Here is a 23,875-nt window from a genome sequence, read left to right on the forward strand (position 1 = left end):
TGGTGCAGAACAGAGCAGAGCGGGGAAACGGGCTGGGGCACCGCGCTCACTGTCCAGTGTGCGCGGTGCCCCGGAACAATCGTACGAACGAAACCTGGAACTAAAGCGTACGAAATTACTTCAGGCCGGGGTACAGCGGGTGCTTCTCCGCGAGTGCGGACACCCGGGCCTTCAGCGCCTCGGCCTTGTCGGCGTCGAAGCCGGGCTTGAGGGCCTCGGCGATGATGTCGGCGACCTCGGTGAAGTCGTCGGTGCCGAAGCCGCGGGTCGCGAGCGCCGGGGTGCCGATCCGCAGGCCGGAGGTGACCATCGGCGGGCGGGGGTCGTTCGGGATGGCGTTGCGGTTGACGGTGATGCCGACCTCGTGGAGACGGTCCTCGGCCTGCTGCCCGTCGAGCTCGCTGTCGCGCAGGTCGACCAGGACCAGGTGGACGTCGGTGCCGCCGGAGAGGATGGCGACGCCGTGCTCGGTGACGTCGGCCTGGACCAGACGCTCGGCGAGGATGCGGGCACCCTCGACCGTACGCTGCTGGCGCTCCTTGAACTCCTCCGAGGCCGCGACCTTGAAGGAGACCGCCTTGGCCGCGATCACGTGCTCCAGCGGGCCGCCCTGGAAGCCGGGGAAGACCGAGGAGTTCAGCTTCTTCGCGAAGTCCTTCTTCGCCAGGATGATGCCGCCGCGCGGGCCGCCGAGCGTCTTGTGCGTGGTGGAGGTCACCACGTCCGCGTACTCGACCGGGTTCGGGTGCAGACCGGCCGCGACCAGGCCGGCGAAGTGGGCCATGTCGACCCACAGGTAGGCGCCGGTCTCGTCCGCGATGCGGCGGAAGGCGGCGAAGTCCAGCTGACGCGGGTAGGCGGACCAGCCCGCGATGATCACCTTGGGGCGGTGCTCCTTGGCGAGGCGCTCGACCTCGGCCATGTCGACCAGCCCGGCGGCGTCGACGTGGTAGGCGACCACGTTGAACTGCTTGCCGGAGAAGTTCAGGCGCATGCCGTGGGTGAGGTGGCCGCCGTGGGCCAGGTCCAGGCCGAGGATGGTGTCGCCGGGCTGGGCCAGGGCGAACAGCGCGGCCTGGTTGGCGGAGGCGCCGGAGTGGGGCTGGACGTTGGCGTACTCGGCGCCGAAGAGGTCCTTGACCCGGTCGATCGCGATCTGCTCGGCGACGTCCACGTGCTCGCAGCCGCCGTAGTAGCGGCGGCCGGGGTAGCCCTCGGCGTACTTGTTGGTGAGAACGGAGCCCTGGGCCTCCATGACGGCGACCGGAGCGAAGTTCTCCGAGGCGATCATCTCGAGGGTGGACTGCTGGCGGTGGAGCTCGGCGTCGACAGCGGCGGCGACGTCCGGGTCCAGCTCGTGAAGAGGGGTGTTCAGCACAGACATGAATCGATCCCTAAGGGGTCTCAGTTCCCGGCGGAGAACTCGGCGTACTCGTCGGCGGAGAGCAGGTCGTCCGGCTCGCCCGTGACGCGTACCTTGAACAGCCAGCCACCCTCGAACGGAGCGGTGTTCACCAGCGAGGGGTCGTCCACGACGTCCTGGTTGGCCGCCACGACCTCGCCGGTGACGGGGGAGTACAGGTCGCTGACGGACTTCGTCGACTCCAGCTCGCCGCAGGTCTCGCCCGCGGTGACGGTGTCGCCGACCTCGGGGAGCTGGGCGTAGACGACGTCACCGAGCGCGTTGGCCGCGAACTCCGTGATGCCGACCGTCGCGACGCCGTCCTCGGCGTCCGACAGCCACTCGTGCTCCTTGGTGTAGCGCAGCTGCTGGGGGTTGCTCATGACCTGATTCTCCTGGATCGGGGGAGTGCTGATGAACGTGGGTCTTGCGGGATGAGACAAGAGGTGAGACGGGGCGAGTGAGCCGAAGAGGCGCGAAGCGCCCCGGAGGCGAACCGAGCCACCGGGGCGGTGGGACCGGTCCTGCCCGGAAACGTCACTTCCGGCGCTTGTAGAACGGCAGCGCCACGACCTCGTACGGCTCGTGGGTGCCGCGGATGTCCACACCTACACCCTGCGTGCCCGGCTCGGCGTGCGCCGCGTCCACGTACGCCATGGCGATCGGCTTTCCGAGGGTCGGGGAGGGCGCGCCGGAGGTGACCTCGCCGATGACCTCGCCGTTCGCGACGACCGGCATCCCGGCGCGCGGGACCCGGCGGCCCTCGGCGATCAGGCCGACGAGCTTGCGCGGCGGGGCGGTCTCGGCGCGCTCGGCGGCCTTCTCAAGCGCCTCGCGGCCGACGAAGCGGCCTTCGTTGGTCGTCTTCTCGAACTTGACGACCCGGCCCAGACCCGCGTCGAACGGGGTCAGGGAGGTGGTCAGCTCGTGCCCGTACAGCGGCATGCCCGCCTCCAGGCGGAGCGTGTCACGGCAGGACAGACCGCAGGGGATCAGGCCGACCGGGGCGCCGGCCTCGGTCAGCGCCTTCCAGACGCCCTCGGCGTGCTCGGGCTTCAGGAACAGCTCGAAGCCGTCCTCGCCGGTGTAGCCGGTGCGGGCGATCAGCGCGGGGACCCCGGCGACCGTGCCGGGCAGACCGGCGTAGTACTTCAGCCCGTCCAGGTCGGCGTCGGTCAGCGACTTCAGGATTCCGGGGGACTCGGGGCCCTGGACGGCGATCAGGGCGTAGGCGTCACGGTCGTCCCGCACCTCGGCGTCGAAGCCGGCCGCCCGCTCGGTGAGCGCGTCGAGGACGATCTGCGCGTTGGAGGCGTTGGCGACGACCATGTACTCGGTGTCACCGAGGCGGTACACGATCAGGTCGTCCAGGATGCCGCCGTCCTCCCGGCAGATCATCGTGTAGCGGGCCCGGCCCACGCCCACCGTGGAGATGTTGCCGACCAGCGCGAAGTCGAGCAGCTCGACGGCCTGCGGCCCGGTGACGGTGATCTCCCCCATGTGGGAGAGGTCGAACAGACCCGCCTTGGTGCGGACGGCGTTGTGCTCGTCGCGCTCGCTGCCGTAACGCAGCGGCATGTCCCAGCCCGCGAAGTCGGTCATGGTCGCGCCCAGGGAGCGATGCAGGGCATCGAGGGCGGTCAGGCGGGGGGCAGTGCTCATGGGTGTGGCTCCCGGGTCCCAGGGCGAAAAAAATCATGACGGACGAGGACGATCCTCCCCATCTGTCATGGAACCTGAGAGGTTCACCGAGAGCATCCTCGGCTTGCACCTTGGGTGGGGCGCGACAGCGCGCCCGCTTTTCAGATCTGCCTCATCCGCGCGGTACGGGGCCTGAGAGATTCAAGGGAGGGTCTTGCTCCTTCGGCGCCCGGACTGCTACAGCACTGCTACAGCCTGTCCGGGACTCTCCCGCGCGGATTCGAGCGGCCGGTATGTGGTTGTGTGCGCTTGGCGCGCACATCATTGCACGCGGGTCCTGATCGGCAAATCGCTTGTGCCTCATTACCGTCTCTTTACACTTCTTGGGGAAGGGTCTTCAGGACCCGACAGGGGGAGAAGCGATGACGTTCCAGCGAACCGGCGCCTACGCGGCCACCGGCATACCGGCCCAGCGCGCCCGGGCCAGGACCCGGCGCGGCACCGCGCGCCTGCTGCGCGACCTGCGCGAGCGGGACGGGCGCGGTCCGCGCGTGCTCGCCTTCGCCGCCGGTGACCTGGTGGTCGTCTCCGGGCTGCCCGGCAGCGGCAAGTCGACGCTGATGCGGCAGGCCGCCGACGGACGCGGCATCGACTCGCAGGACGCCCGCGAACGCTGGGAGGCGCGGATGCCCCGCTTCCTGCCGTACGCCGTCTACCGCCCGCTGGTACGGATCGCCCACTACGCCGGGCTGCGCCGGGCCCTGCGGGCCGGCCGGAGCGTCATCGTCCACGACTGCGGCACCCAGTCGTGGGTGCGCAACTGGCTGGCCCGGGAGGCCCGCCGCCGGGGCCGCTCCCTGCATCTGGTCCTGCTCGACGTCACCCCCGCCGCCGCCCGCGACGGCCAGCGGGAGCGGGGCCGCGGAGTGTCCGGGTACGCCTTCGCCCGGCACCGCCGGGCGGTCGGCCGGCTGCTGCGCTCCGTCGAGGCGGGCCGGCTGCCCCGCGGCTGCGCCTCGGCGACCCTGCTCGACCGGGACGCGGCGGGCGCACTCCGGAAGATCGCCTTCCGGGACGCGCACTGACCGGCGGGGGAGCGGCGGCGTTCCGGACCGGCGCGGTCCGTACGCTTGTGGCCACGACGGCGTCGGGGCGGCGTTAGGGTTCTGCCCCGAGGGCGCGTGACCAGGCGCGTGAGAAGGGGAACCGAGACCGTGGACGTTACGTGGCCGGGCAATGAGCTCGAAGAGGTGCTGGCCGCCTCGCTCGGCAACCCCGCCGCAGGCGGCCGGCTCGTCGAGGTGCTCGGCCGCAGCCCCGTCTGGGTGCCGCTGCCCAACGGCGGCAGCCCCGAGAGCACCGACCTCGACCTGCCCACGATGGAGATCGACGGCATCCCGTACGTCCCCGTCTTCAGCTCCGAGCAGCAGTTCCTGGCCTGCGTCGGCAGCCACATGTCCTTCACCGTCGCGCCCGCCCGCGAGTTCGCCCGCGGTCTGCCGCCGCAGCTCGGCATCGCCGTGAACCCCGGGGGCACCGTCGGCGCCCCGCTGCCTCCGCCCGCCGTCGCCGAACTCTGCCGGGTCGGACGCACCCCGCTGGACGGCCCCGCGACCGGCGGCCGGGTCCGGCTCTTCGAGCCCGACTGGCAGGACGACCCCGTCGACTTCCTCTCCGCCGCGGCCGCCGAGTTCGAGGCCACCGGAGTCGTCCTCACCGCCCGCCGCGCCCTGGCCAGCGTCGAGGGCACCGAACCCGCCCTGTTCGTCGGCGTCCAGCTCGTCGGCTGGGACGGCGTCGACCGCAACGCCCCGCTCGACGCGCTCGGCCGCGCGCTGGGCCGGGTCGAGGTGGCCTGGCCGGTCAATCTCATCCTCCTGGACGTTGCGCAGGACCCCGTGGGCGACTGGATGCTGGAGCGGGTGCGCCCCTTCTACCAGCGGACCGCCGGCTGAGCGGCGCACCACGGCATTGAGCGTCATTAAGCTGAACCGGTGGACGGAAGAGGGGCGGGACACAGGGTGAGCGCGTCAGGCACCGCTGCGGCCGGACAGGTCGAGCACATGCTGCGCCAGGTGGCACCCGGACGCTATGAAGCGTACGAGCGACTGCTGCACGCCCTCGCGGACGGTGACGTCTGGATGCTGCTCTGGCACGGCCAGGCGGGCGCGCCCGACGCCCAGTACGGCAACATGGAGATCGACGGCCTCGGCTACGCCCCCTGCGTCACCTCCGCCCAGGAACTGGCCGCCTCCGGCTGGAACCGCGCCCACGAGGTGGTCACCGGCCGCGACATCGCCCGCGCCCTCTACCCCGACCGCTGGGGCATCTGGCTCAACCCGCACGACTCCGGCGGCGGCGTCGGCATCCCCTGGGCCGACCTGCGCCGGATCGCCACGGGCCTCGACCGGATGCCCGCCGGGCCGCTGCGGCTGACCGAACCCGCCCTGGAAATCCCCCAGTTCTACGCCCTGCTGACCCAGAACGCGCACCGCACCCCGTCCGTACGGGCGCTTCGCCGCGCCTGGGTGCAGCCCGCGCTCGGCTCCCCGTACCTCGCCATCGGACTCGACCTCTACGACACCTCCCCGGCCTCGGTCGACTCCGTGCGGGCGATGATGGGCCAGTCGATCTCCGCCGTCCCCGACGGGCTTCCCGTCTCGACGGTCGCGATGTCCGACGAGTACGACCCGGTGGCGATGTGGCTGCGCGCCAACGCCCGCCCCTTCTACGACCGGGACGCCCACGCGGCCCCCGCTCCGCACGGCCCGGGCCACGGATACCCGTCGGCCGCGCCCCGTACGTACTGATTCCGACTGTTCCGTTCCCCCAATTCCGGCCCGCGCGAGCACAGTTGAGCGACATGTCCGTTCTGCTGGATTAGCGGGTGAGATGGTCCGCTCACGCGATCACGACGTCCGGATAACGGAAGGCAACGCACCGCATCACGTTTGAGCAAACATTCACCGCTGGGTCTGGCGGGTGATCGCGAACCCATTGAAGACTCCCCGGAACACCGGGCGTTCGGCCGTCATGGCCAGTGCCCCGCAGTTGTTCCACCAAGCCGCTACCCGCGGCGGGCAAGGGCCGGCTACCGGCGGCCGAGAGGGGTCCTCACCACGATGACGGCACCACTGCACGAGACGAGTGCGGCCGAGTCGACCGCGGCCGTCGACGCCGTGCCCGAAGGCCCCGCCGACGTGATCCAGGGCCGTTCGCCCTGGCAGATCGCCTGGACGCGCCTCAAGCGCGACAAACTGGCCCTCGCGGGCGGCGCCGTCGTGATCTTCCTGGTCCTGGTCGCGATCTTCGCGCCGGTGATCGTGGGCCTCCTCGGCCACCCGCCGGACGAGTTCCACGAGGACCAGATCGACCCGCTCTTCGGCACCCCGATCGGCTCCTGGGGCGGTATCAGCTCCGACTTCCTCCTCGGGGTCGAGCCGGTCAACGGCCGCGACGTCTTCAGCCGCGTCGTCTACGGCGCCCGGATCTCGCTCCTCGTCGCCGTCCTCGCGGCGCTCTTCGCGGTCGTCCTCGGCACCGTCCTCGGCATCACCGCCGGCTTCTTCGGCGGCTGGGTCGACGCGGCGCTCAGCCGGGTCATGGACGTCATGCTCGCCTTCCCGCAGCTGCTCTTCACCATCGCCCTGGTCTCCGTACTGCCCAACGAGATCCTCGGAGTCTCCGGTTCCGGCGTACGCATCGGCGCCCTGGTGATCGTCATCGGCTTCTTCGGCTGGCCCTACGTGGGCCGGATCGTCCGCGGCCAGACCCTCTCGCTGCGCGAGCGCGAGTACGTCGAGGCCGCCCGCAGCCTGGGCGCCGGCCGCCTCTACATCCTGCGCCGGGAGCTGCTGCCCAACCTGGTCGCGCCGATCATGGTCTACGCGACCCTCATGATCCCCACCAACATCCTCACCGAGGCGGCGCTCAGCTTCCTGGGAGCGGGTGTGAAGCCTCCCACCGCTTCCTGGGGCCAGATGCTGTCGACGGCCATCACCACCTATGAATCGGACCCCCTGTTCATGGTGATCCCCGGCCTCGCGATCTTCATCACCGTTCTGGCGTTCAACCTCTTCGGCGACGGCGTGCGTGACGCGCTCGACCCGAAGGCCGCTCGCTGAGCACCTGCCACCCCGCACAGACCCGCCCCTGCCGCTGGTGACAGGAGGCAATCAACACCGGCGGACCGCCCCGACGGCCGCCACTATTCCGGAGGTTGCGAGACCATGAACCTGAACAGCTCTTCCCGGCGCAGAATCGCCGCGGGCGCTCTGCTCGCCGCGGCCACCATGGTCGTCACCACGGCGTGTGGCGGCGGAAACGGCGGAGGCGACAGCAAGTCCGGCGCGCCCGGCTTCAACGCAGCGGTGAACAAGATCGCCAACCCTTCCGACAAGAAGGGCGGTGAGCTGAAGTTCATCGGCTCGCAGGAGGCCGACTCCTGGGACCCGCAGCGCGGTTACTACGGCTTCGTGTGGGACTTCGCCCGCTACTACACGCGCCAGCTGGTCACGTTCAAGGCCGAGCCGGGCGCCGCCTCCACCGAGCTGGTCCCCGACCTCGCCACGGACGCCGGCAAGGTCTCCCCCGACGGCCTCACGTACACCTTCACGCTGAAGGACGGGGTCACCTGGGAGGACGGCAAGCCGATCACCTCCAAGGACATCAAGTACGGCATCGAGCGCATCTGGGCCCAGGACGTGATCTCCGGCGGCCCGATCTACCTCCAGCAGGTGCTCGACCCCAAGGGCGAGTACAAGGGTCCGTACAAGGACACCTCCCCGGACAAGCTCGGCCTGAAGGCGATCGAGACCCCGGACGACAAGACCATCATCTTCAAGCTGCCGGTCGCCAACGGTGACTTCCTGCAGATGCTGGCCATGCCGGCCGCCTCCCCGGTGCGCCAGGACAAGGACACCAAGGCGCAGTACGGCCTGAAGCCCTTCTCCTCCGGCCCGTACAAGTGGCAGTCGTACACGCCCAACAAGTCGATCATGCTCGTCCGCAACGACAAGTGGGACGCGAAGACGGACACCGTCCGCAAGGCGCTTCCGGACAAGATCAGCGTCAAGTTCACCACCAACGCCGACGACATGGACAACCGTCTGATCGAGGGCGAGTACGACCTCGACCTCAACGCCACCGGCGTCGGCGCGTCGGCCCGTGGCAAGGTGCTCCAGCAGCACAAGGCGAACGCGGACAACCCGCAGACCGGCTTCATCCGGTACGCGGTCTTCCCCCAGACGGTCATCGACAACGTCGAGTGCCGCAAGGCGATCATCTACGCGGCCGACTCCAAGTCCCTCCAGACCGCCCGTGGCGGCCCGCAGGCCGGTGGCGACATCGCCACCAACATGCTGCCGCCGGCCATCAAGGGTGCCGACCCGAAGGCCGACCCCTACGGCAAGCTCTCCGGCAAGCCGGACATCGCCAAGGCGAAGGAGGCGCTGAAGAAGTGCGGCAAGCCGAACGGCTTCAAGACCACCATCGCCGTCCGTAACAACAAGAAGATCGAGATCGCCACCGCCGAGTCGCTCCAGCAGTCGCTGAAGGCCGTCGGCATCGACGCCCAGATCGACCAGTTCGACGGCGCCCAGACCTCCGGCATCATCGGTTCGCCGAAGGTGGTCAAGGACAAGGGCTACGGCATCATCATCATGGGCTGGGGCGCCGACTTCCCCAGCGGCCAGGGCTTCCTGCAGCCGCTGGTCGACGGCCGCTTCATCCTGCAGAGCGGTAACAACAACTTCTCCGAGCTGAACGACCCGGCCGTCAACAAGCTCTTCGACGAGGCGCTGAAGGAGACCGACCCGGTCAAGGCCGGCGAGCTCTACAAGCAGATCAACACCAAGGTCTCCGAGGCGGCGGTCTACCTGCCCTTCACCCACGAGAAGAACATCATCTGGCGCTCGTCGCGACTGACCAACGTCTACACGGCCGACGCCTACAACGGCCGCTACGACTACGCGTCGCTCGGCGTCGTCAAGTAAGTCGAGTCAGTCGAGTGTCCACCAACTCGCTCCACCGGCGCACCACCCGCCGCTAGGTCCGAAGGGCAGGTGATGGCCGCTCACGGTGGCCGGGGACCCCGATCGGGATCCCCGGCCACCGGTCGGCCGACCGCATGCTTGCATATATCGTCCGACGGCTGTTCGCCGTCGTAGTGATGCTGATGGTCGTCACCCTGGTGACGCTCAGCATCTTCTTCCTGATCCCCAAGATGACCGGCAGCGACCCTGCCGCGATGTTCGTCGGCAAGCAGGCGGACCCTGCCTCGATCGAAGGCATCCGGCAGAAGCTGGGCCTGGACGAGCCGATCCTGGTCCAGTTCTGGCACTTCGTCTCCGGAATCTTCGTCGGCCGCGACTACACCGGCGGCGGCAGCACGATCCACTGCGCGGCGCCCTGCTTCGGCTACTCGTTCCGCACCGAGCAGGACGTCTCGGTGATGCTGGTGGACGCCTTCCCCGTCACCCTCTCCATGGTCATCGGCGCCGCGATCCTGTGGCTGCTCATGGGCGTCTCCACCGGTGTCGTCTCCGCCCTCAAGCGGGGCACCATCGTGGACCGTGTCGCGATGATCACCGCGCTCGCCGGTGTCTCGCTCCCCATCTTCTTCACCGCCATGCTGGCGATGCTGATCTTCCGCACCCAACTGGGCTGGCTCAACGCCTCGTACGTGCCGATCAGCGAGTCCTTCGGCGGCTGGTTCGGCGGCCTGCTGCTGCCCTGGATCACCCTCGCCTTCCTCTACGCGGCGATGTACGCGCGGCTCACCCGCGCCACGATGCTCGAAGTCCTCGGCGAGGACTACATCCGTACGGCACGGGCCAAGGGTCTGCCGGAGCCGGTCGTGCTCGGCAAGCACGCCATGCGTTCCACGATGACGCCCATCCTGACCATCTTCGGCATGGACCTCGGCGCCCTCGTCGGCGGCGCGATCCTGACCGAGACCGCGTTCAACCTGCAGGGCCTCGGCTGGATGGCCATCAAGGGAGTGAGCGAGCGCGACCTGCCGCTGATCATGGCGGTCACGCTCATCACCGCCGCCTGTGTCGTTCTCGCGAACCTCGTGGTGGACCTTCTGTACGCGGTGATCGACCCCCGAGTGAGGCTCGCATGACGGACAAGCTTCTGAAGACCGGAGCCGCTGTGGGGGAGCCGGTCGCGTCCGGGAAGTCCGCGCCGTCCGACGCCTTCCTCGACGTACGCGATCTGAAGATCCACTTCCCGACCGACGACGGCGTGGTCAAGTCGGTCGACGGCCTCACCTTCCAGCTGGAGAAGGGCAAGACCCTCGGCATCGTGGGTGAGTCCGGCTCCGGCAAGTCGGTGACCTCTCTCGGCATCATGGGCCTGCACACCGTCGGCCAGTACGGCCGGCAGAAGGCGCGGATCTCCGGCGAGATCTGGCTCAACGGCCAGGAGCTGCTCTCCGCGGACGCCGAGTCCGTCCGCAAGCTGCGCGGCCGCGACATGGCGATGATCTTCCAGGACCCGCTCTCCGCGATGCACCCGTACTACACGGTCGGCGCCCAGATCGTGGAGGCGTACCGCGTCCACCACGACGTGGACAAGAAGACCGCCCGCAGGCGGGCCGTCGAACTCCTCGACCGCGTGGGCATCCCCGAGCCGGCCAAGCGGGTCGACAGCTACCCGCACGAGTTCTCCGGCGGTATGCGCCAGCGCGCCATGATCGCGATGGCGCTGGTCAACAACCCGGAACTGCTCATCGCCGACGAGCCGACCACCGCGCTCGACGTCACCGTCCAGGCGCAGATCCTCGACCTGATCCGTGACCTGCAGAAGGAGTTCGGCTCCGCGGTCATCATGATCACGCACGACCTCGGCGTCGTCGCCGAGGTCGCCGACGACATCCTCGTGATGTACGGCGGCCGGTGCGTGGAGCGCGGACCGGCCGAGGCGGTCTTCTACGAGCCGCAGCATCCCTACACCTGGGGCCTGCTGGGCTCGATGCCGCGGATCGACCGGGAGCAGACCGACCGGCTCATCCCGGTCAAGGGCAACCCGCCCAGCCTCATCAACATCCCGAGCGGCTGCGCCTTCAACCCGCGCTGCCCGTACGCGGACGTGCCCAAGGGCGGCATCACGCGCACCGAGCGCCCGGAGCTGCGGCTCGCGACGAGTGACGAGGGCTCCGGCCGTCACCACTCCGCCTGCCACATGTCGCAGGAAGAGCGGACCCGGATCTGGACCGAAGAGATTGCGCCGAAGCTGTGAGCGAGAACAACACGACGGGGACGACCCCCGAGCCCCTGCTCAAGGTCAGCGGCCTGGTGAAGCACTTCCCGATCAAGAAGGGGATGCTGCAGCGCCAGGTCGGGGCGGTCAAGGCGGTCGACGGCATCGACTTCGAGGTGCTGCCGGGCGAGACCCTCGGCGTCGTGGGTGAGTCCGGCTGCGGCAAGTCGACGATGGGCCGGCTCATCACCCGGCTCCTCGAACCGACCGGCGGAACCATCGAGTTCGAGGGCGTGGACGTCTCCCACCTGGGTGTGGCGAAGATGCGTCCGCTGCGCCGCGACATCCAGATGATCTTCCAGGACCCGTACGGCTCGCTGAACCCGAGGCACACGGTCGGCTCGATCGTCTCGGCGCCGTTCAAGCTCCAGGGCGTCGAGCCCGAGGGCGGGGTGCGGCAGGAGGTCCAGCGCCTGCTCGGCCTGGTCGGCCTGAACCCCGAGCACTACAACCGCTACCCGCACGAGTTCTCCGGCGGCCAGCGTCAGCGCATCGGCATCGCCCGGGCGCTGGCGCTGAAGCCGAAGCTGGTGGTGGCCGACGAGCCGGTCTCGGCCCTGGACGTCTCGATCCAGGCGCAGGTGGTCAATCTCCTGGACGACCTCCAGCAGGAGCTGGGCCTCACGTACGTGATCATCGCCCACGACCTGTCGGTCATCCGGCACGTCTCGGACCGGATCGCGGTGATGTACCTCGGCAAGATCGTGGAGCTCGCGGACCGCAAGTCCCTGTACGAGTCGCCGATGCACCCGTACACCAAGGCCCTGATGTCGGCGGTCCCGGTGCCGGACCCGCGGCGCCGGGGCGTGAAGAGCGAGCGGATCCTGCTGACCGGCGACGTACCGTCGCCGATCGCCCCGCCGCCGGGCTGCCGTTTCCACACCCGCTGCTGGAAGGCGACGGCGGTCTGCAAGACCGACGAACCGCCCCTGCTCGAACTCCGCCCGGGCCAGCGCGTGGCCTGCCACCACCCGGAGAACGCCGAGGGCCTCACGGTGCCGGTGGCGCGGGAGTCGGTGGAGGTGTCGATCACGAAGACGGCGTCGTCGTCGGGGACGGAGGCTCCGGACGGGGCGGCCGTGGCCGACGCGCCGGAGGCGAAGGACGAGGCCGGCACGCCCAAGGAGTGACGGCAGCACGAAGCCGCCGGACGGGGGCGCGGGGGGCGAGCCCCTCGGCGTCTCCCGTCACGGTTTCGGGAAGGGGCGGGGCGGGGGGGAGTTCCCCGCCCCGCCCCTTCGGCGTCCGTCGCGCGGGGAAGGGCCGGGGACGCACCCGCGTCCGCCCGCCAGGGCCGTCAGTGCAGGTGCCCTCGCCCGGCAGGGGCCCGGTGCCCGCCCGCAGGTCGTTCAGGGCGGCCACCCGCGCCCGCTCGCCCGCCCGGCAGCGGGCCCGCTCGCCCGCCCGCCAGCGGACTCGCTCGCCCGCCCGGCAGGGGCCCGGTGCCCGCCCAGGTCGTCAGGGCGCCCACCCGCGCCCGCTCGCCCGCCCGGCAGGGAATCCGCGCGCCACCCGTCACAATGGGCGCCGTGGTTCACGATCTGTTCACGCCTTCCGTCCAGCACGCGCTCGACCTCGTCGGCATCTTCGTCTTCGCCATCTCCGGTGCCCTGCTCGCCGTCCGCAAGAACTTCGACGTCTTCGGCATCGCCGTCCTCGCCGAGGTCACCGCACTCGGCGGCGGCCTCCTGCGTGACCTGATCATCGGCGCCGTACCCCCCGCCGCCTTCACCGATCTCGGCTATTTCCTCATGCCGCTCGTCGCCACCGTGCTGGTCTTCTTCCTCCACCCCCAGGTCGAGCGCACCCAGACCGCCGTGAACGTCTTCGACGCCGCCGGCCTCGGCCTCTTCTGCGTCACCGGAACCACCAAGGCGTACGAATACGGCCTCGGCCTCACCTCCTCCGCCGCCCTGGGCCTCGCCACCGCCGTCGGCGGCGGCGTCCTGCGCGACGTCCTCGCCAACGAGGTCCCGTCCCTGCTCCGCTGGGACCGTGACCTCTACGCCGTACCCGCCATGGTCGGCGCCACGATGGTCGTCCTCTGCATCCGCTTCGACACGCTCAACGCGTTCACCAGCGGCGCAGCCGTCCTCACGGCCTTCGCGCTGCGCCTGCTCGCCATGCGCTACCACTGGCGCGCCCCCCGGGCCTGGAACCGGCGCTCATCCGCTCGCGAGGAGCCGGAAAAAGCTACCGCTCAGTAGTTACCTGCTGTACCGTCGGGCGCATGAGCACGAGCACCGAGACGGCCGCGTCGACGGTCGCGTCGACAAGCCCCGCGACGAGCCCCGCGACGAGCGAGTTCGACCGCGACACCGCCGTCACCCTCCGCGCCCCCGGCGTCTACGACGCCGATCTCTCCGCCGGCTGGACGATCATCCACGCCGTCAACGGCGGCTATCTCCTCGCCCTGCTCGGCCGCGCCCTCGGTGACCACCTCCCGCACCCGGACCCGTTCACGATCTCGGCGCACTACCTCACGCCGTCCGTGCCCGGCCCCGCGGTGATCCGCACCGAGACGGTCCGTACCGGCCGCACCCTCTCCACCGGCCAGGCGTCCCTCTTCCAGTACGCCGAGGACGGCACCGAGGTCGAGCGCATCCGCGTCCTCGCCTCGTACGGAGACCTCGACGCGCTCCCCGACGACGTGCGCACCTCCGCGCAGCCCCCGGCCATCGCGCCCATCGAGAACTGCTTCGGCACCTCCGACGGCCCCACGCCCCAGATCCCCGGCTCCTCCGCGATCACCGAGCGGCTCGACATCAGGCTCGACCCGGCCACCGTCGGCTGGGCCGTCGGCGCGCCCTCCGGCAAGGGCGAGATGCGCGGCTGGTTCGGTCTCGCCGACGGCCGCGAGCCCGACCCGCTCTCGCTGCTCCTGACCGTCGACGCCCTGCCGCCGACCTCCTTCGAGCTCGGCCTCAAGGGCTGGACCCCGACCGTCGAGCTCACCACCCACATCCGCTGCCGCCCGGCCCCCGGACCGCTGCGCGTCTCGATCACCACCCGCAACCTCGCCGGCGGCTTCCTGGAGGAGGACGCCGAGGTCTGGGACAGCGCGGACCGCCTCGTCGCGCAGTCCCGCCAACTGGCCCGCGCCCCGCGCGGCTGACCCCCCGACAGCGTGAGCCGGTGACGTCCCACCGCGCCGCTCCGAACGGACGTCACGGGGCTCACGGCCGACGAGTCGAGGGGCCGGTGACGTCCGACCCGCCGCTCCGAGCGGACGCTCACGGGGCTCACGGCCGACGAGTCGAGGGCGCGAACCGGCCACGGGGCCGAGGCACGGGAACGGCCTCGTAGAATCAAGTAACCATGGCTTACCTCGACCACGCCGCGACCACGCCCATGCTGCCCGAGGCGATCGAGGCGATGACCGCCCAGCTCGCCGCCACCGGCAACGCCTCCTCCCTGCACGCGGCCGGGCGGCGCGCCCGGCGGACCGTCGAGGAAGCGCGCGAGACGCTCGCCGCCGCCCTGGGCGCCCGGCCCAGCGAGGTCGTCTTCACCTCCGGCGGCACCGAGGCCGACAACCTCGCCGTCAAGGGCCTGTACTGGGCCCGGCGGGACGCCGACCCCCTCCGTACCCGCGTTCTGGCCAGCCCCGTCGAGCATCACGCCGTGCTCGACGCCGTCGACTGGCTCGCCACCCACGAGGGCGCCACCGTCGAGTACCTCCCCGTCGACCGGTACGGCCGCGTCCACCCCGCCGCCCTGCGCGAGGCGATCGCCCGCGAGCCCGAGACCGTGGCCCTCGCCACCGTCATGTGGGCGAACAACGAGATCGGCACGGTCATGCCGGTCCGCGAACTCGCGGACGCGGCGAGGGAGTTCGACGTTCCCCTGCACGCCGACGCCGTCCAGGCGTTCGGCCAGATCCCGGTCGACTTCGCCGCCTCCGGCCTCGCCGCCATGACCGTGTCCGGCCACAAGATCGGCGGCCCCTACGGCATCGGCGCGCTGCTCCTGGGCCGCGAGTACAGCCCCGTACCCGTCCTGCACGGGGGCGGGCAGGAGCGCCATGTCCGCTCCGGCACCCTCGACGTACCCGCCGTCGCCGCCTTCGCCGTCGCCGGACGGCTCGCCGCCGAACGGCGCGAGGAGTTCGCCCGCGAGATCGGCGCCCTGCGCGACGAACTGGTCGCGGCCGTCCTCACCGCCGTCCCCGACGCGATCCTCGGCGGCGACCCGGTCGACCGGCTCCCCGCCAACGCGCACTTCACCTTCCCCGGCTGCGAGGGCGACTCCCTGCTGCTGCTCCTGGACGCCCAGGGCATCGAGTGCTCCACCGGCTCCGCCTGCACCGCCGGCGTCGCCCAGCCGAGCCATGTCCTGCTCGCCACCGGCACCGACCCGGACCTCGCCCGGGGCACCCTGCGCTTCACCCTCGGCCACACCTCCACCCAGGAGGACGTGGCGGCGGTCGCCGGGGCGATCGGCCCGGCCGTGGAACGCGCGCGTACCGCCGGCCTCACGTGACCTCGGTGCGCGGGAGCTTCGCGGACGCCTCCCGTACGAGCTTCATGTAGCGCGGCCAGTCCCAGTGCGGGCCGGGATCGGTGTGGTCGGTGCCCTCGACCTCCACGTGCCCGATGATGTGCTCGCGGTCCACCGGTATCGCGTACCGAGCACATATCCCGGCGGTCAGCCGCGCCGACCCTTCGTACATCGCCTTCGTGAAGTCCTGCGGCCGGTCGACGAAGCCCTCGTGCTCGATGCCGACGCTCCGCTCGTTCATGTCCCGGTTCCCGGCGTGGAAGGCCACGTCGAGCTCGCGGATCATCTGCGCGACATGGCCGTCCTTGCGGACGACGTAGTGCGTGGCCGCCCCGTGCCCCGGGTTCTTGAAGACCTTCAGGGCCGTGGCGTAGCTCCCCTGGACGACATGGATCACCACCCGGTCGATGGTGAAGTCGTCCGGCCGGTCGGCCCGCCGCCAGTTCGCCCGGGACGCGGCGGACCAGTCGGCGCCCTTGTGGTCGAGCGCGCCCTCGATCCGCTCCTTCTCCGTCCCGGGCAGCCGCCACCAGGCACGTCTCAGCTCCTCCTGGGCCAGCACCGCCGTACCCAGGACCGCCGCGCCACCGCCGAGCAGGACGGCTCGCCGACCCACCCCCCGCTTCTTCTCACTCCCCATGTGAGCGTGAACGCCTACACAGGCGACCATGGTTCCCGGGCCCCGTACCCTGGTAGGGCTATGACTCAGACTCCCCAGCACCCCCACCCCCGCCCCCTCCGGGTACTGGCCGCCATGTCCGGCGGTGTGGACTCCGCCGTGGCCGCCGCCCGCGCCGCCGAAGCCGGCCACGACGTGACCGGGGTGCACCTCGCGCTCTCCGCGAACCCGCAGTCCTTCCGTACGGGCGCGCGCGGCTGCTGCACCATCGAGGACTCGCGCGACGCACGCCGGGCGGCCGACGTCATCGGTATCCCCTTCTACGTCTGGGACCTCGCCGAGCGATTCCGCGAGGACGTCGTCGACGACTTCGTCGCGGAGTACGAAGCGGGCCGCACACCCAACCCCTGCCTGCGCTGCAACGAGAAGATCAAGTTCGCCGCGCTGCTCGACAAGGCGCTCGCGCTCGGCTTCGACGCGGTCTGCACCGGCCACTACGCCACGGTCGTCCTCAAGGAGGACGGCTCGCGCGAGCTGCACCGGGCCTCCGACATGGCCAAGGACCAGTCGTACGTCCTCGGCGTGCTCGACGAGAAGCAGCTCGCCCACGCCATGTTCCCGCTGGGCGACACCCTCACCACCAAGGACGAGATCCGGGCGGAGGCGGAGCGGCGCGGTCTCGCGGTGGCGAAGAAGCCCGACAGCCACGACATCTGCTTCATCGCCGACGGCGACACGCAGGGCTTCCTGGCCTCCCGGCTCGGCACGGCCGAGGGCGACATCGTCGACGAGGCGGGGCGGAAGCTCGGCACGCACGAGGGCGCGTACGGCTTCACCATCGGCCAGCGCAAGGGGCTGCGGATCGGACACCCCGCGCCGGACGGCAAGCCGCGCTACGTCCTGGACATCTCGCCGGTGAACAACACGGTCACGGTCGGCCCGGTCGAGGCGCTCGACGTGACCGCCCTGACCGCGATCAAGCCCCGCTGGTGCGGCACGGCCCCGGAGGGCACCGGCCGCTACACCGCCCAGCTGCGGGCGCACGGCGGCGAGACCGCGGTGACGGCGGAGCTGGTGGAGGGCGAGCTGCGGGTGAGCTTCGACGAGCCCGTCCGGGGCGTGGCCCCGGGGCAGGCGATCGTGCTGTACGACGGCACGCGCGTGGTGGGCTCGGCGACGATCGCGACGACGGAGCGGCGTACGTCCGAGGCGGCGGCGGTCTGAGGGTCGCGGCGGTCCGAGCGGCGCGGCGGTCCGAGTGCCGCGGCGGTCCGAGGGCCGTGGCGGTCCGAGCGGCGCGGCGGTCCGAGTGCCGCGGCGGTCCGAGGGCCGTGGCGGTCCGAGCGGCGCGTAGCCCGGTGGCGGCGCCGGGAAGACTCCGCCGCCGCCCTCACTCCTCCGTGAAGAACTCCTCCAGGGCCGGCGCGAGCACATGCGGCGCCACCACATGGGTCTGGCCCGTCAGAGTGCGGTGGCGGCCCCGGGGGAGAGCGGTCGAGACGGCCAGGGCCGCGCGCCGCATCCAGGCGGGGCTCGCGCCGCCGTCGACCACCAGCACGCGCGCGTGGACCCCGCCGAGCCGTCCGTACGGCACCAGACCGTCGCCCAGCACCGCGTGGTCGTACGCGAGGGTGTGCGCCACGGCCTCGAGCCCCGGCCACGCCGCCGAACGCCGCATGCCGGCCAGCGCCTCCGGTGCCATCGCGTCGGCCAGGAACAGCTCGAGCGCCGCTGCCCGCTGTCCCCGGTCCAGGAGCCCGGTCAGACGACGCCGGTGGGCCGCGTAGGTCTCGCGCGCTCCGGAGTCGGCCGAGTAGGGCGGCTCGTACACGGACAGGCGCTCGACCGGCAGCCCGGCGGCCACAGCGGCCAGCGCCAGCGCCCCGCCCGACGACATGCCGTGGACGTACGCGTCACCCCCCGCCTCCTCGATCAGGGCGGCCAGGTCGTCGATCTCCCGCTCCACCGCGTACGGGCCGGTGTCACCGCTCCCGCCGCGGCCCCGCCGGTCGTACGTCACGACCGAGAAGTGCGGCGCGAGGAGGTCGGCCAGCGGCCGCTCCCCACCGGCGGTGCACAGGGCGCCGCTCACCACGATCAGCGGCGGGCCCTCGCCCTGCCGCTCGTACGCGATCCGCGTACCGTCCCCCGACGTGACCCGCCCCCGGGCCCTGCTCAGTGTGCTGCTCGCCTCGTCCATGCCGGTTACGACCGGGGCCGTTCCCGGAACTCATCGGTGCCCGGCGCGTTTTCCCGGAAAATCTTGAACCCCGAGGCCAGGCCCTACGGTGGTGCCCATGAACATCTGCGTCTTCCTCTCCGCCGCCGACCTCGACGAGCGCTACACCGCCCCCGCCCGCGAGTTCGCCACCCTGCTCGGCAAGGCCGGCCACACCCTCGTCTGGGGCGGCTCCGACGTCGGCCTGATGAAGGTCGTCGCCGACGGGGTCCAGGAGGCGGGCGGCCGGCTCGTCGGCGTCTCCGTCGACTTCCTCGCCGCCAAGGCCCGCCCCGGCACCGACGAGATGGTCGTCGCCAAGGACCTCGCCGAACGCAAGGCGCTGCTGCTCGCCAAGTCCGACGCGATCGTCATCATGGTCGGCGGCACGGGCACGCTCGACGAGGCGACCGAGATCCTGGAGCTGAAGAAGCACGCCCTGCACACCAAGCCGGTGGTCCTGCTGAACACGGCGGGCTTCTACGACGGCCTGAAGACCCAGTTCCGCCGCATGGAGACCGAGGGCTTCCTGCCGCTGCCGCTCACCGATCTCGTCTTCTTCGCGGAGGACGGCGTGGCGGCGCTCGCGTACCTGGAGGAGTCGGCGGGCATCCACTGAGTTCGCGAACGTGAGTGCCAGGGCGCGACCGAGACCCACCGGTCCCCTGCGATCATCGCCAGATGACTGATGACCAGCGCATACACCCGTCCAAGACTGCAGGCGACCGCGCGTCGCTGATCGCGTTCCTCGACTACCAGCGCGCGACCCTCGCCATGAAGTGCCAGGGGCTGACCGGCGGCCAACTGAAGCGGAAGGCGGTTCCGACCTCGGGCCTGTCCCTCCTGGGCCTCGTACGGCATGCGGCCGAGGTCGAGCGGAGCTGGTTCCGGTCGGCGCTGAGCGGAGAGGACCGCAAGGCCCTCTGGCCCAGCGTCAAGGGCGAGTTCGCCGAATTCCACGTGGACGACGCCGACGTGGACGAGGCGTTCGTGTTCTGGCGTGAGGCGTGCGAGGACTCCCGTGCCGTCACGGATGCCTTCGAGTCCCTCGACGACACGGTGGACTTCCGGGGTGAGGTCATCTCGCTCCGCTACGTCCTCACCCACATGATCGAGGAGTACGCGCGCCACAACGGCCACGCCGACCTGCTCCGCGAAGCGATCGACGGAGAGGTGGGCGAATAGGACCCAGGGCGACCTGGCTCGATCCACCCCCTCCGGCTGACCCCCCGCCCGCCCGCCGGAGTGCGACGATGGCTCCCATGGCTACTCATGTGATCACCGGAGCGGGCTCCGGCATCGGCGCGGCCGTCGCGCGGCGGCTGCACGCGCGCGGGGACGAGCTCGTGCTGCACGCGCGCGACGCGGGGCGGGCCAAGGAGCTGGCGGGGGAGTTTCCCGGGGCGCGGACGCTCGTCGGGGACCTCGCCGATCCTGACCGGCTGTCCTGGGCGTTCTCGCACCAGAGCCTGCCCGAGCGGGTGGACACCCTGCTGCACATCGCGGGCGTCGTCGACCTCGGTCCGGTCGGCGAGCTCACCCCCAAGACCTGGCACCACCAGCTGAACGTCAACCTCGTCGCCCCCGCCGAGCTGACCCGGCACTTCCTGCCGCAACTGCGGCTCTCCAAGGGGCACGTGGTGTTCGTCAACTCCGGCGCCGGGCTCAGCGCCCACGCCGAGTGGGCCGCCTACGCCGCCTCCAAGCACGGGCTGAAGGCGCTCGCCGACTCCCTGCGCCAGGAGGAGCACGGCCACGGGGTGCGGGTCACGTCGGTCTACCCGGGGCGGACCGCGAGCCCGATGCAGGCGAAGGTGCACGCCCAGGAGGGCAAGGAGTACGACGCCTCGCGGTGGATCGACCCCGAGTCGGTCGCGACGGCGATCCTGACGGCGATCGACCTGCCCCGCGACGCGGAGATCAACGACCTGACCGTGAGGCCGGGACGGTAGCTCCGCACCGGCTCCGCGTACGCTTCCCGGTGTGAGCGAGAACACCGAGAAGACGTCCTTCACCTGGGGCCCCGCGACCGGCGTCGGATCCATGCCCGGCGGCGACGCGCGGGAGGCCGCCAAGACCGTCGCCGGGTCCTTCGAGGACTTCCCCTTCCTCGCGGAGCTGCCGGCCCGCGGACCCGGCGCCGACATGATCGGGCGGACCATCGGCCTGCTCGTCGAGATGTACGCGCACGTGGAGCCCAGCGGCTGGCGGGTCAGCGACCGGCCGGGGCGGGACACCCGGCGCGCCCGGTCCTGGCTCGGTGAGGACCTCGACGCCCTGGAGGAGTACACCCAGGGCTACGAGGGTCCGCTCAAGGTCCAGGCGGTGGGGCCGTGGACGCTCGCCGCCGCCCTGGAACTCCGCGGCGGCGAGGCCGCCCTCGGCGACCCCGGGGCCTGCCGCGATCTGACCGGCTCCCTCGCCGAGGGGCTCCGCGCCCACCTCGCCGAGCTGCGCCGGCGCGTGCCCGGCGCCCGGCTCGTCCTCCAGCTCGACGAGCCGTCGCTGACGGCCGTCCTGCGCGGCCACGTCCGCACCGCCAGCGGCTACCGCACCCACCGCGCCGTCGACCGGCAGGTCGTGGAGAGCGCCCTGCGCCAGGTGATCGCCGTCCACGACGGCCCGGTGATCGTCCACTCCTGCGCCCCCGACGTACCGTTCGCGCTGCTGCGCCGGGCCGGAGTCGCCGGTGTCTCGTTCGACTTCGGCCTCCTCACCGAACGTGACGAGGAGCCGATCGGCGAGGCCGTGGAGTCCGGCACCCGGCTGTTCGCGGGCGTGGTGCCCTCCACCGACACGGCATTGTCGGACCCTGGCGGTAGCGTCATGGGTGTCAGGACGCTGTGGCGCAGGCTGGGGCTGAATCCGGGGACTCTCGCCGAGTCCGTGGTCGTCACCCCGACATGCGGGCTCGCGGGCGCTTCGCCCGCATATGCCCGAGCTGCCCTTGCCCACTGCGCGCGGGCGGCGAGATCGCTCGCGGACAACCCTGAGTGACAGGGCTTCGAGGCAACGGGAGGACGAGTAACGGTGGCAGTCGAACAGGGGGCTCCGCCCGCCGAGGCGCGGGAGAAGCACGCCGACCTGGCCGAGCGGATCGAAGAGCACCGCTTCCGGTACTACGTGAAGGACCAGCCGGTCATCAGCGACGGCGAGTTCGACAAGCTCCTGCGCGACCTGGAGGCGCTGGAGGAGGAGTACCCGGAGCTGCGCACGCCCGACTCGCCCACGCAGAAGGTCGCGGGTCAGTACGAGACGGAATTCACGGCCGTCGAGCACCGTGAGCGCATGCTCTCGCTCGACAACGCCTTCGACGACCTCGAACTGGCCGCCTGGGCCGAGCGGATCGCCCGGGACGTGGGCACTCCCGACCACCATTTCCTGTGCGAGCTCAAGGTCGACGGCCTCGCCGTGAACCTCACGTACGAGCACGGCCGGCTGACCCGCGCCGCCACCCGCGGTGACGGCCGCACCGGCGAGGACATCACTCCCAATGTCCGTACGATCGCGGACATCCCGGACCGGCTGCGCGGTGAGCGCATCCCGGACCTCGTCGAGATCCGCGGCGAGGTCTACTTCCCGATGGAGGCCTTCGAGGGGCTCAACGCCCGCCTGGTGGAGGCCGGCGACAAGCCGTTCGCCAACCCGCGCAACGCGGCGGCCGGTTCGCTGCGCCAGAAGGACCCCAAGGTCACCGCGGGCCGCCCGCTGCACATGGTGGTGCACGGCATCGGCGCCCGCGAGGGCTTCGACATCAGCCGTCTCTCGCAGGCGTACGACCTGCTGCGCGAGTGGGGCCTGCCGACCGCCCGTCACAACAAGGTGGTCGGATCCCTCGACGAGGTGCGGGAGTTCATCGCGTACTTCGGCGAGCACCGGCACTCCGTGGAGCACGAGATCGACGGCGTCGTCGTCAAGCTGGACGAGATCCCGCTCCAGGGCAGGCTCGGCTCCACCGCGCGCGCTCCGCGCTGGGCGATCGCCTGGAAGTACGCGCCGGAGGAGGTCAACACCAAGCTGGTCGACATCAAGGTCGGCGTCGGCCGCACGGGCCGGGTCACTCCGTACGCGCAGGTGGAGCCGGTCACGGTCGCCGGATCCGAGGTCGAGTTCGCCACCCTGCACAACCAGGAGGTGGTGAAGGCCAAGGGCGTGCTGATCGGCGACACGGTCGTGCTGCGCAAGGCCGGTGACGTCATCCCGGAGATCCTCGGTCCGGTGGCCGATCTGCGGGACGGCACCGAGCGGGAGTTCGTGATGCCGGCCGAGTGCCCCGAGTGCGGGACGCCGCTGCGGGCCATGAAGGAGGGCGACATCGATCTGCGCTGCCCCAACGCGCGGACGTGTCCGGCGCAGCTGCGTGAACGTCTCTTCTATCTGGCCGGCCGGGAGTGCCTGGACATCGAGAACTTCGGTTCGGTGGCCGCGGCGGCGCTGACCCGGCCGCTGGAGCCCGCCGAGCCGCCGCTGGTGGACGAGGGCGATCTGTTCGACCTGACCATCGAACAACTGCTGCCGATCAAGGCGTACGTCCTCGACCCGGACAGCGGGCTGCCCAAGCGGGACCCGAAGACGGGCGAGGAGAAGGTCGTCACGGTCTTCGCCAACCAGAAGGGCGAGCCGAAGAAGAACGCCCTGGCGATGCTGGCGAACATCGAGGCCGCCAAGACGCGACCGCTGGCGCGGTTCATCAACGGTCTGTCCATCCGGCACGTGGGCCCGGTGGCCGCCCAGGCGCTGGCCCGTGAGTTCCGCTCCCTGGACCGGATCGAGCAGGCCACGGAGGAGGAGCTGGCGGCCGTCGACGGGGTCGGCGGGATCATCGCGACCGCGGTGAAGCAGTGGTTCGCCGAGGAGTGGCACCGCGAGATCGTGCGCAAGTGGCGCGAGGCCGGGGTCCTTCTGGAGGAGGAGGGCGCCGGAGAGGACCACGGGCCGCGTCCGCTGGAGGGGCTCACGGTCGTCGTCACGGGCACCCTGCAGAACTTCACCAGGGATGGCGCAAAAGAGTCGCTGCAGAGCCTCGGAGCGAAGGTGACCGGTTCCGTTTCGAAGAAGACCGACTTTGTGATCGTCGGTGAAAACCCCGGTTCCAAGTACGACAAGGCGATGCAGCTGAAGGTTCCGGTTCTGGACGAGGACGGCTTCGTCGTGCTGCTGGAGCAGGGTTCCGAGGCCGCCCGAGAGGCAGCGGTTCCGGTCACCGGATAGGCGTGTTCCGGCCCTTGAA

The 23,875-nt window shown here is 71.0% G+C and carries 22 protein-coding genes and 1 riboswitch; of the genes, 17 read left to right on the forward strand and 5 right to left on the reverse strand.

The window, feature by feature from the left end; genetic code table 11:
- Positions 1–115 precede the first annotated feature (115 nt).
- The 3 genes from glyA to gcvT form a co-directional block, all read right to left on the reverse strand.
- On the reverse strand, positions 116–1,384 hold the full coding sequence (gene glyA, locus ABZY12_RS17525; protein WP_356891118.1) for a serine hydroxymethyltransferase: 1,269 nt from the start codon (positions 1,382–1,384) through the stop codon (positions 116–118).
- A gap of 20 nt (positions 1,385–1,404) precedes the next feature.
- A complete protein-coding gene (gene gcvH, locus ABZY12_RS17530; RefSeq protein ID WP_356891120.1) occupies positions 1,405–1,785 on the reverse strand; it encodes a glycine cleavage system protein GcvH in 381 nt (126 codons plus the stop codon).
- Positions 1,786–1,939: 154 nt separating this feature from the next.
- Positions 1,940–3,064 (reverse strand): glycine cleavage system aminomethyltransferase GcvT, encoded by a 1,125-nt coding sequence (gene gcvT / locus ABZY12_RS17535; RefSeq protein ID WP_356891122.1) that lies wholly within the window; start codon positions 3,062–3,064, stop codon positions 1,940–1,942.
- 150 nt (positions 3,065–3,214) lie between these two features.
- Positions 3,215–3,326, reverse strand: a riboswitch (glycine riboswitch).
- Positions 3,327–3,465: 139 nt separating this feature from the next.
- Here gcvT and ABZY12_RS17540 point away from each other — a divergent pair.
- From ABZY12_RS17540 to ABZY12_RS17590, 11 genes are all read left to right on the forward strand, one after another.
- A complete protein-coding gene (locus tag ABZY12_RS17540; RefSeq protein ID WP_356891124.1) occupies positions 3,466–4,128 on the forward strand; it encodes an AAA family ATPase in 663 nt (220 codons plus the stop codon).
- A gap of 129 nt (positions 4,129–4,257) precedes the next feature.
- Positions 4,258–4,998 (forward strand): enhanced serine sensitivity protein SseB, encoded by a 741-nt coding sequence (locus ABZY12_RS17545; RefSeq protein ID WP_356891126.1) that lies wholly within the window; start codon positions 4,258–4,260, stop codon positions 4,996–4,998.
- A gap of 66 nt (positions 4,999–5,064) precedes the next feature.
- Positions 5,065–5,853 (forward strand): enhanced serine sensitivity protein SseB C-terminal domain-containing protein, encoded by a 789-nt coding sequence (locus ABZY12_RS17550; protein ID WP_356891128.1) that lies wholly within the window; start codon positions 5,065–5,067, stop codon positions 5,851–5,853.
- A gap of 312 nt (positions 5,854–6,165) precedes the next feature.
- A complete protein-coding gene (locus tag ABZY12_RS17555) occupies positions 6,166–7,167 on the forward strand; it encodes an ABC transporter permease (RefSeq protein ID WP_356891130.1) in 1,002 nt (333 codons plus the stop codon).
- Between the two features lie 105 nt (positions 7,168–7,272).
- On the forward strand, positions 7,273–9,036 hold the full coding sequence (locus tag ABZY12_RS17560; RefSeq protein ID WP_356891132.1) for an ABC transporter substrate-binding protein: 1,764 nt from the start codon (positions 7,273–7,275) through the stop codon (positions 9,034–9,036).
- Positions 9,037–9,170: 134 nt separating this feature from the next.
- Positions 9,171–10,169, forward strand: a complete 999-nt coding sequence (locus tag ABZY12_RS17565) for an ABC transporter permease (RefSeq protein ID WP_356891134.1) — start codon at positions 9,171–9,173, stop codon at positions 10,167–10,169.
- Entirely contained in the window at positions 10,166–11,287 is a 1,122-nt protein-coding gene (locus ABZY12_RS17570) for an ABC transporter ATP-binding protein (RefSeq protein WP_356891136.1), read from the forward strand. The genes ABZY12_RS17565 and ABZY12_RS17570 overlap by 4 nt, the downstream gene beginning before the upstream one ends.
- Positions 11,284–12,438 (forward strand): dipeptide ABC transporter ATP-binding protein, encoded by a 1,155-nt coding sequence (locus ABZY12_RS17575; RefSeq protein WP_356891138.1) that lies wholly within the window; start codon positions 11,284–11,286, stop codon positions 12,436–12,438. Before ABZY12_RS17570 ends, ABZY12_RS17575 begins: the two co-directional genes overlap by 4 nt.
- 399 nt (positions 12,439–12,837) lie before the next feature.
- A complete protein-coding gene (locus tag ABZY12_RS17580; protein ID WP_356891140.1) occupies positions 12,838–13,515 on the forward strand; it encodes a trimeric intracellular cation channel family protein in 678 nt (225 codons plus the stop codon).
- A gap of 23 nt (positions 13,516–13,538) precedes the next feature.
- Positions 13,539–14,423 carry a thioesterase family protein gene (locus tag ABZY12_RS17585; RefSeq protein ID WP_356891142.1) on the forward strand — a complete coding sequence of 295 codons (885 nt, stop codon included), beginning with the start codon at positions 13,539–13,541 and terminating at the stop codon, positions 14,421–14,423.
- A 203-nt stretch (positions 14,424–14,626) separates the two neighbouring features.
- On the forward strand, positions 14,627–15,790 hold the full coding sequence (locus ABZY12_RS17590; protein WP_356891144.1) for a cysteine desulfurase family protein: 1,164 nt from the start codon (positions 14,627–14,629) through the stop codon (positions 15,788–15,790).
- Here ABZY12_RS17590 and ABZY12_RS17595 read toward each other — a convergent pair.
- Positions 15,783–16,448, reverse strand: coding sequence for an N-acetylmuramoyl-L-alanine amidase (locus ABZY12_RS17595; protein ID WP_356891146.1), 666 nt, complete (start codon positions 16,446–16,448; stop codon positions 15,783–15,785). The genes ABZY12_RS17590 and ABZY12_RS17595 overlap by 8 nt on opposite strands.
- A 60-nt stretch (positions 16,449–16,508) precedes the next feature.
- Between ABZY12_RS17595 and mnmA the strand changes: the two genes are divergently transcribed.
- Positions 16,509–17,651: a tRNA 2-thiouridine(34) synthase MnmA gene (gene mnmA / locus ABZY12_RS17600; protein ID WP_356891148.1), complete on the forward strand. Its 1,143-nt coding sequence runs from the start codon at positions 16,509–16,511 to the stop codon at positions 17,649–17,651.
- Between the two features lie 166 nt (positions 17,652–17,817).
- Here the strand turns inward: mnmA and ABZY12_RS17605 are convergent, their stop codons facing one another.
- The gene (locus ABZY12_RS17605) at positions 17,818–18,627 is read right to left on the reverse strand and encodes an alpha/beta fold hydrolase (protein WP_356891150.1); all 810 of its coding nucleotides are present in this window, start codon (positions 18,625–18,627) and stop codon (positions 17,818–17,820) included.
- Positions 18,628–18,724: 97 nt separating this feature from the next.
- On the opposite strand from ABZY12_RS17605, the gene ABZY12_RS17610 reads away from it, so the two are divergent.
- The 5 genes from ABZY12_RS17610 (at position 18,725) to ligA (ending at position 23,856) form a co-directional block, all read left to right on the forward strand.
- A complete protein-coding gene (locus tag ABZY12_RS17610) occupies positions 18,725–19,264 on the forward strand; it encodes a TIGR00730 family Rossman fold protein (protein WP_356891152.1) in 540 nt (179 codons plus the stop codon).
- 62 nt (positions 19,265–19,326) lie between these two features.
- Positions 19,327–19,830, forward strand: coding sequence for a DinB family protein (locus ABZY12_RS17615; RefSeq protein ID WP_356891154.1), 504 nt, complete (start codon positions 19,327–19,329; stop codon positions 19,828–19,830).
- A 68-nt stretch (positions 19,831–19,898) separates the two neighbouring features.
- Positions 19,899–20,597 (forward strand): SDR family oxidoreductase, encoded by a 699-nt coding sequence (locus ABZY12_RS17620; RefSeq protein WP_356891156.1) that lies wholly within the window; start codon positions 19,899–19,901, stop codon positions 20,595–20,597.
- Positions 20,598–20,628: 31 nt separating this feature from the next.
- Entirely contained in the window at positions 20,629–21,642 is a 1,014-nt protein-coding gene (locus tag ABZY12_RS17625; RefSeq protein WP_356891158.1) for a methionine synthase, read from the forward strand.
- A gap of 33 nt (positions 21,643–21,675) precedes the next feature.
- Entirely contained in the window at positions 21,676–23,856 is a 2,181-nt protein-coding gene (gene ligA / locus ABZY12_RS17630; protein WP_356891160.1) for an NAD-dependent DNA ligase LigA, read from the forward strand.
- The last annotated feature ends 19 nt before the right edge of the window (positions 23,857–23,875 follow it).

Origin of the sequence: Streptomyces sp. NPDC006551, assembly GCF_040611675.1 — a bacterium.
Taxonomy (GTDB): domain Bacteria; phylum Actinomycetota; class Actinomycetes; order Streptomycetales; family Streptomycetaceae; genus Streptomyces.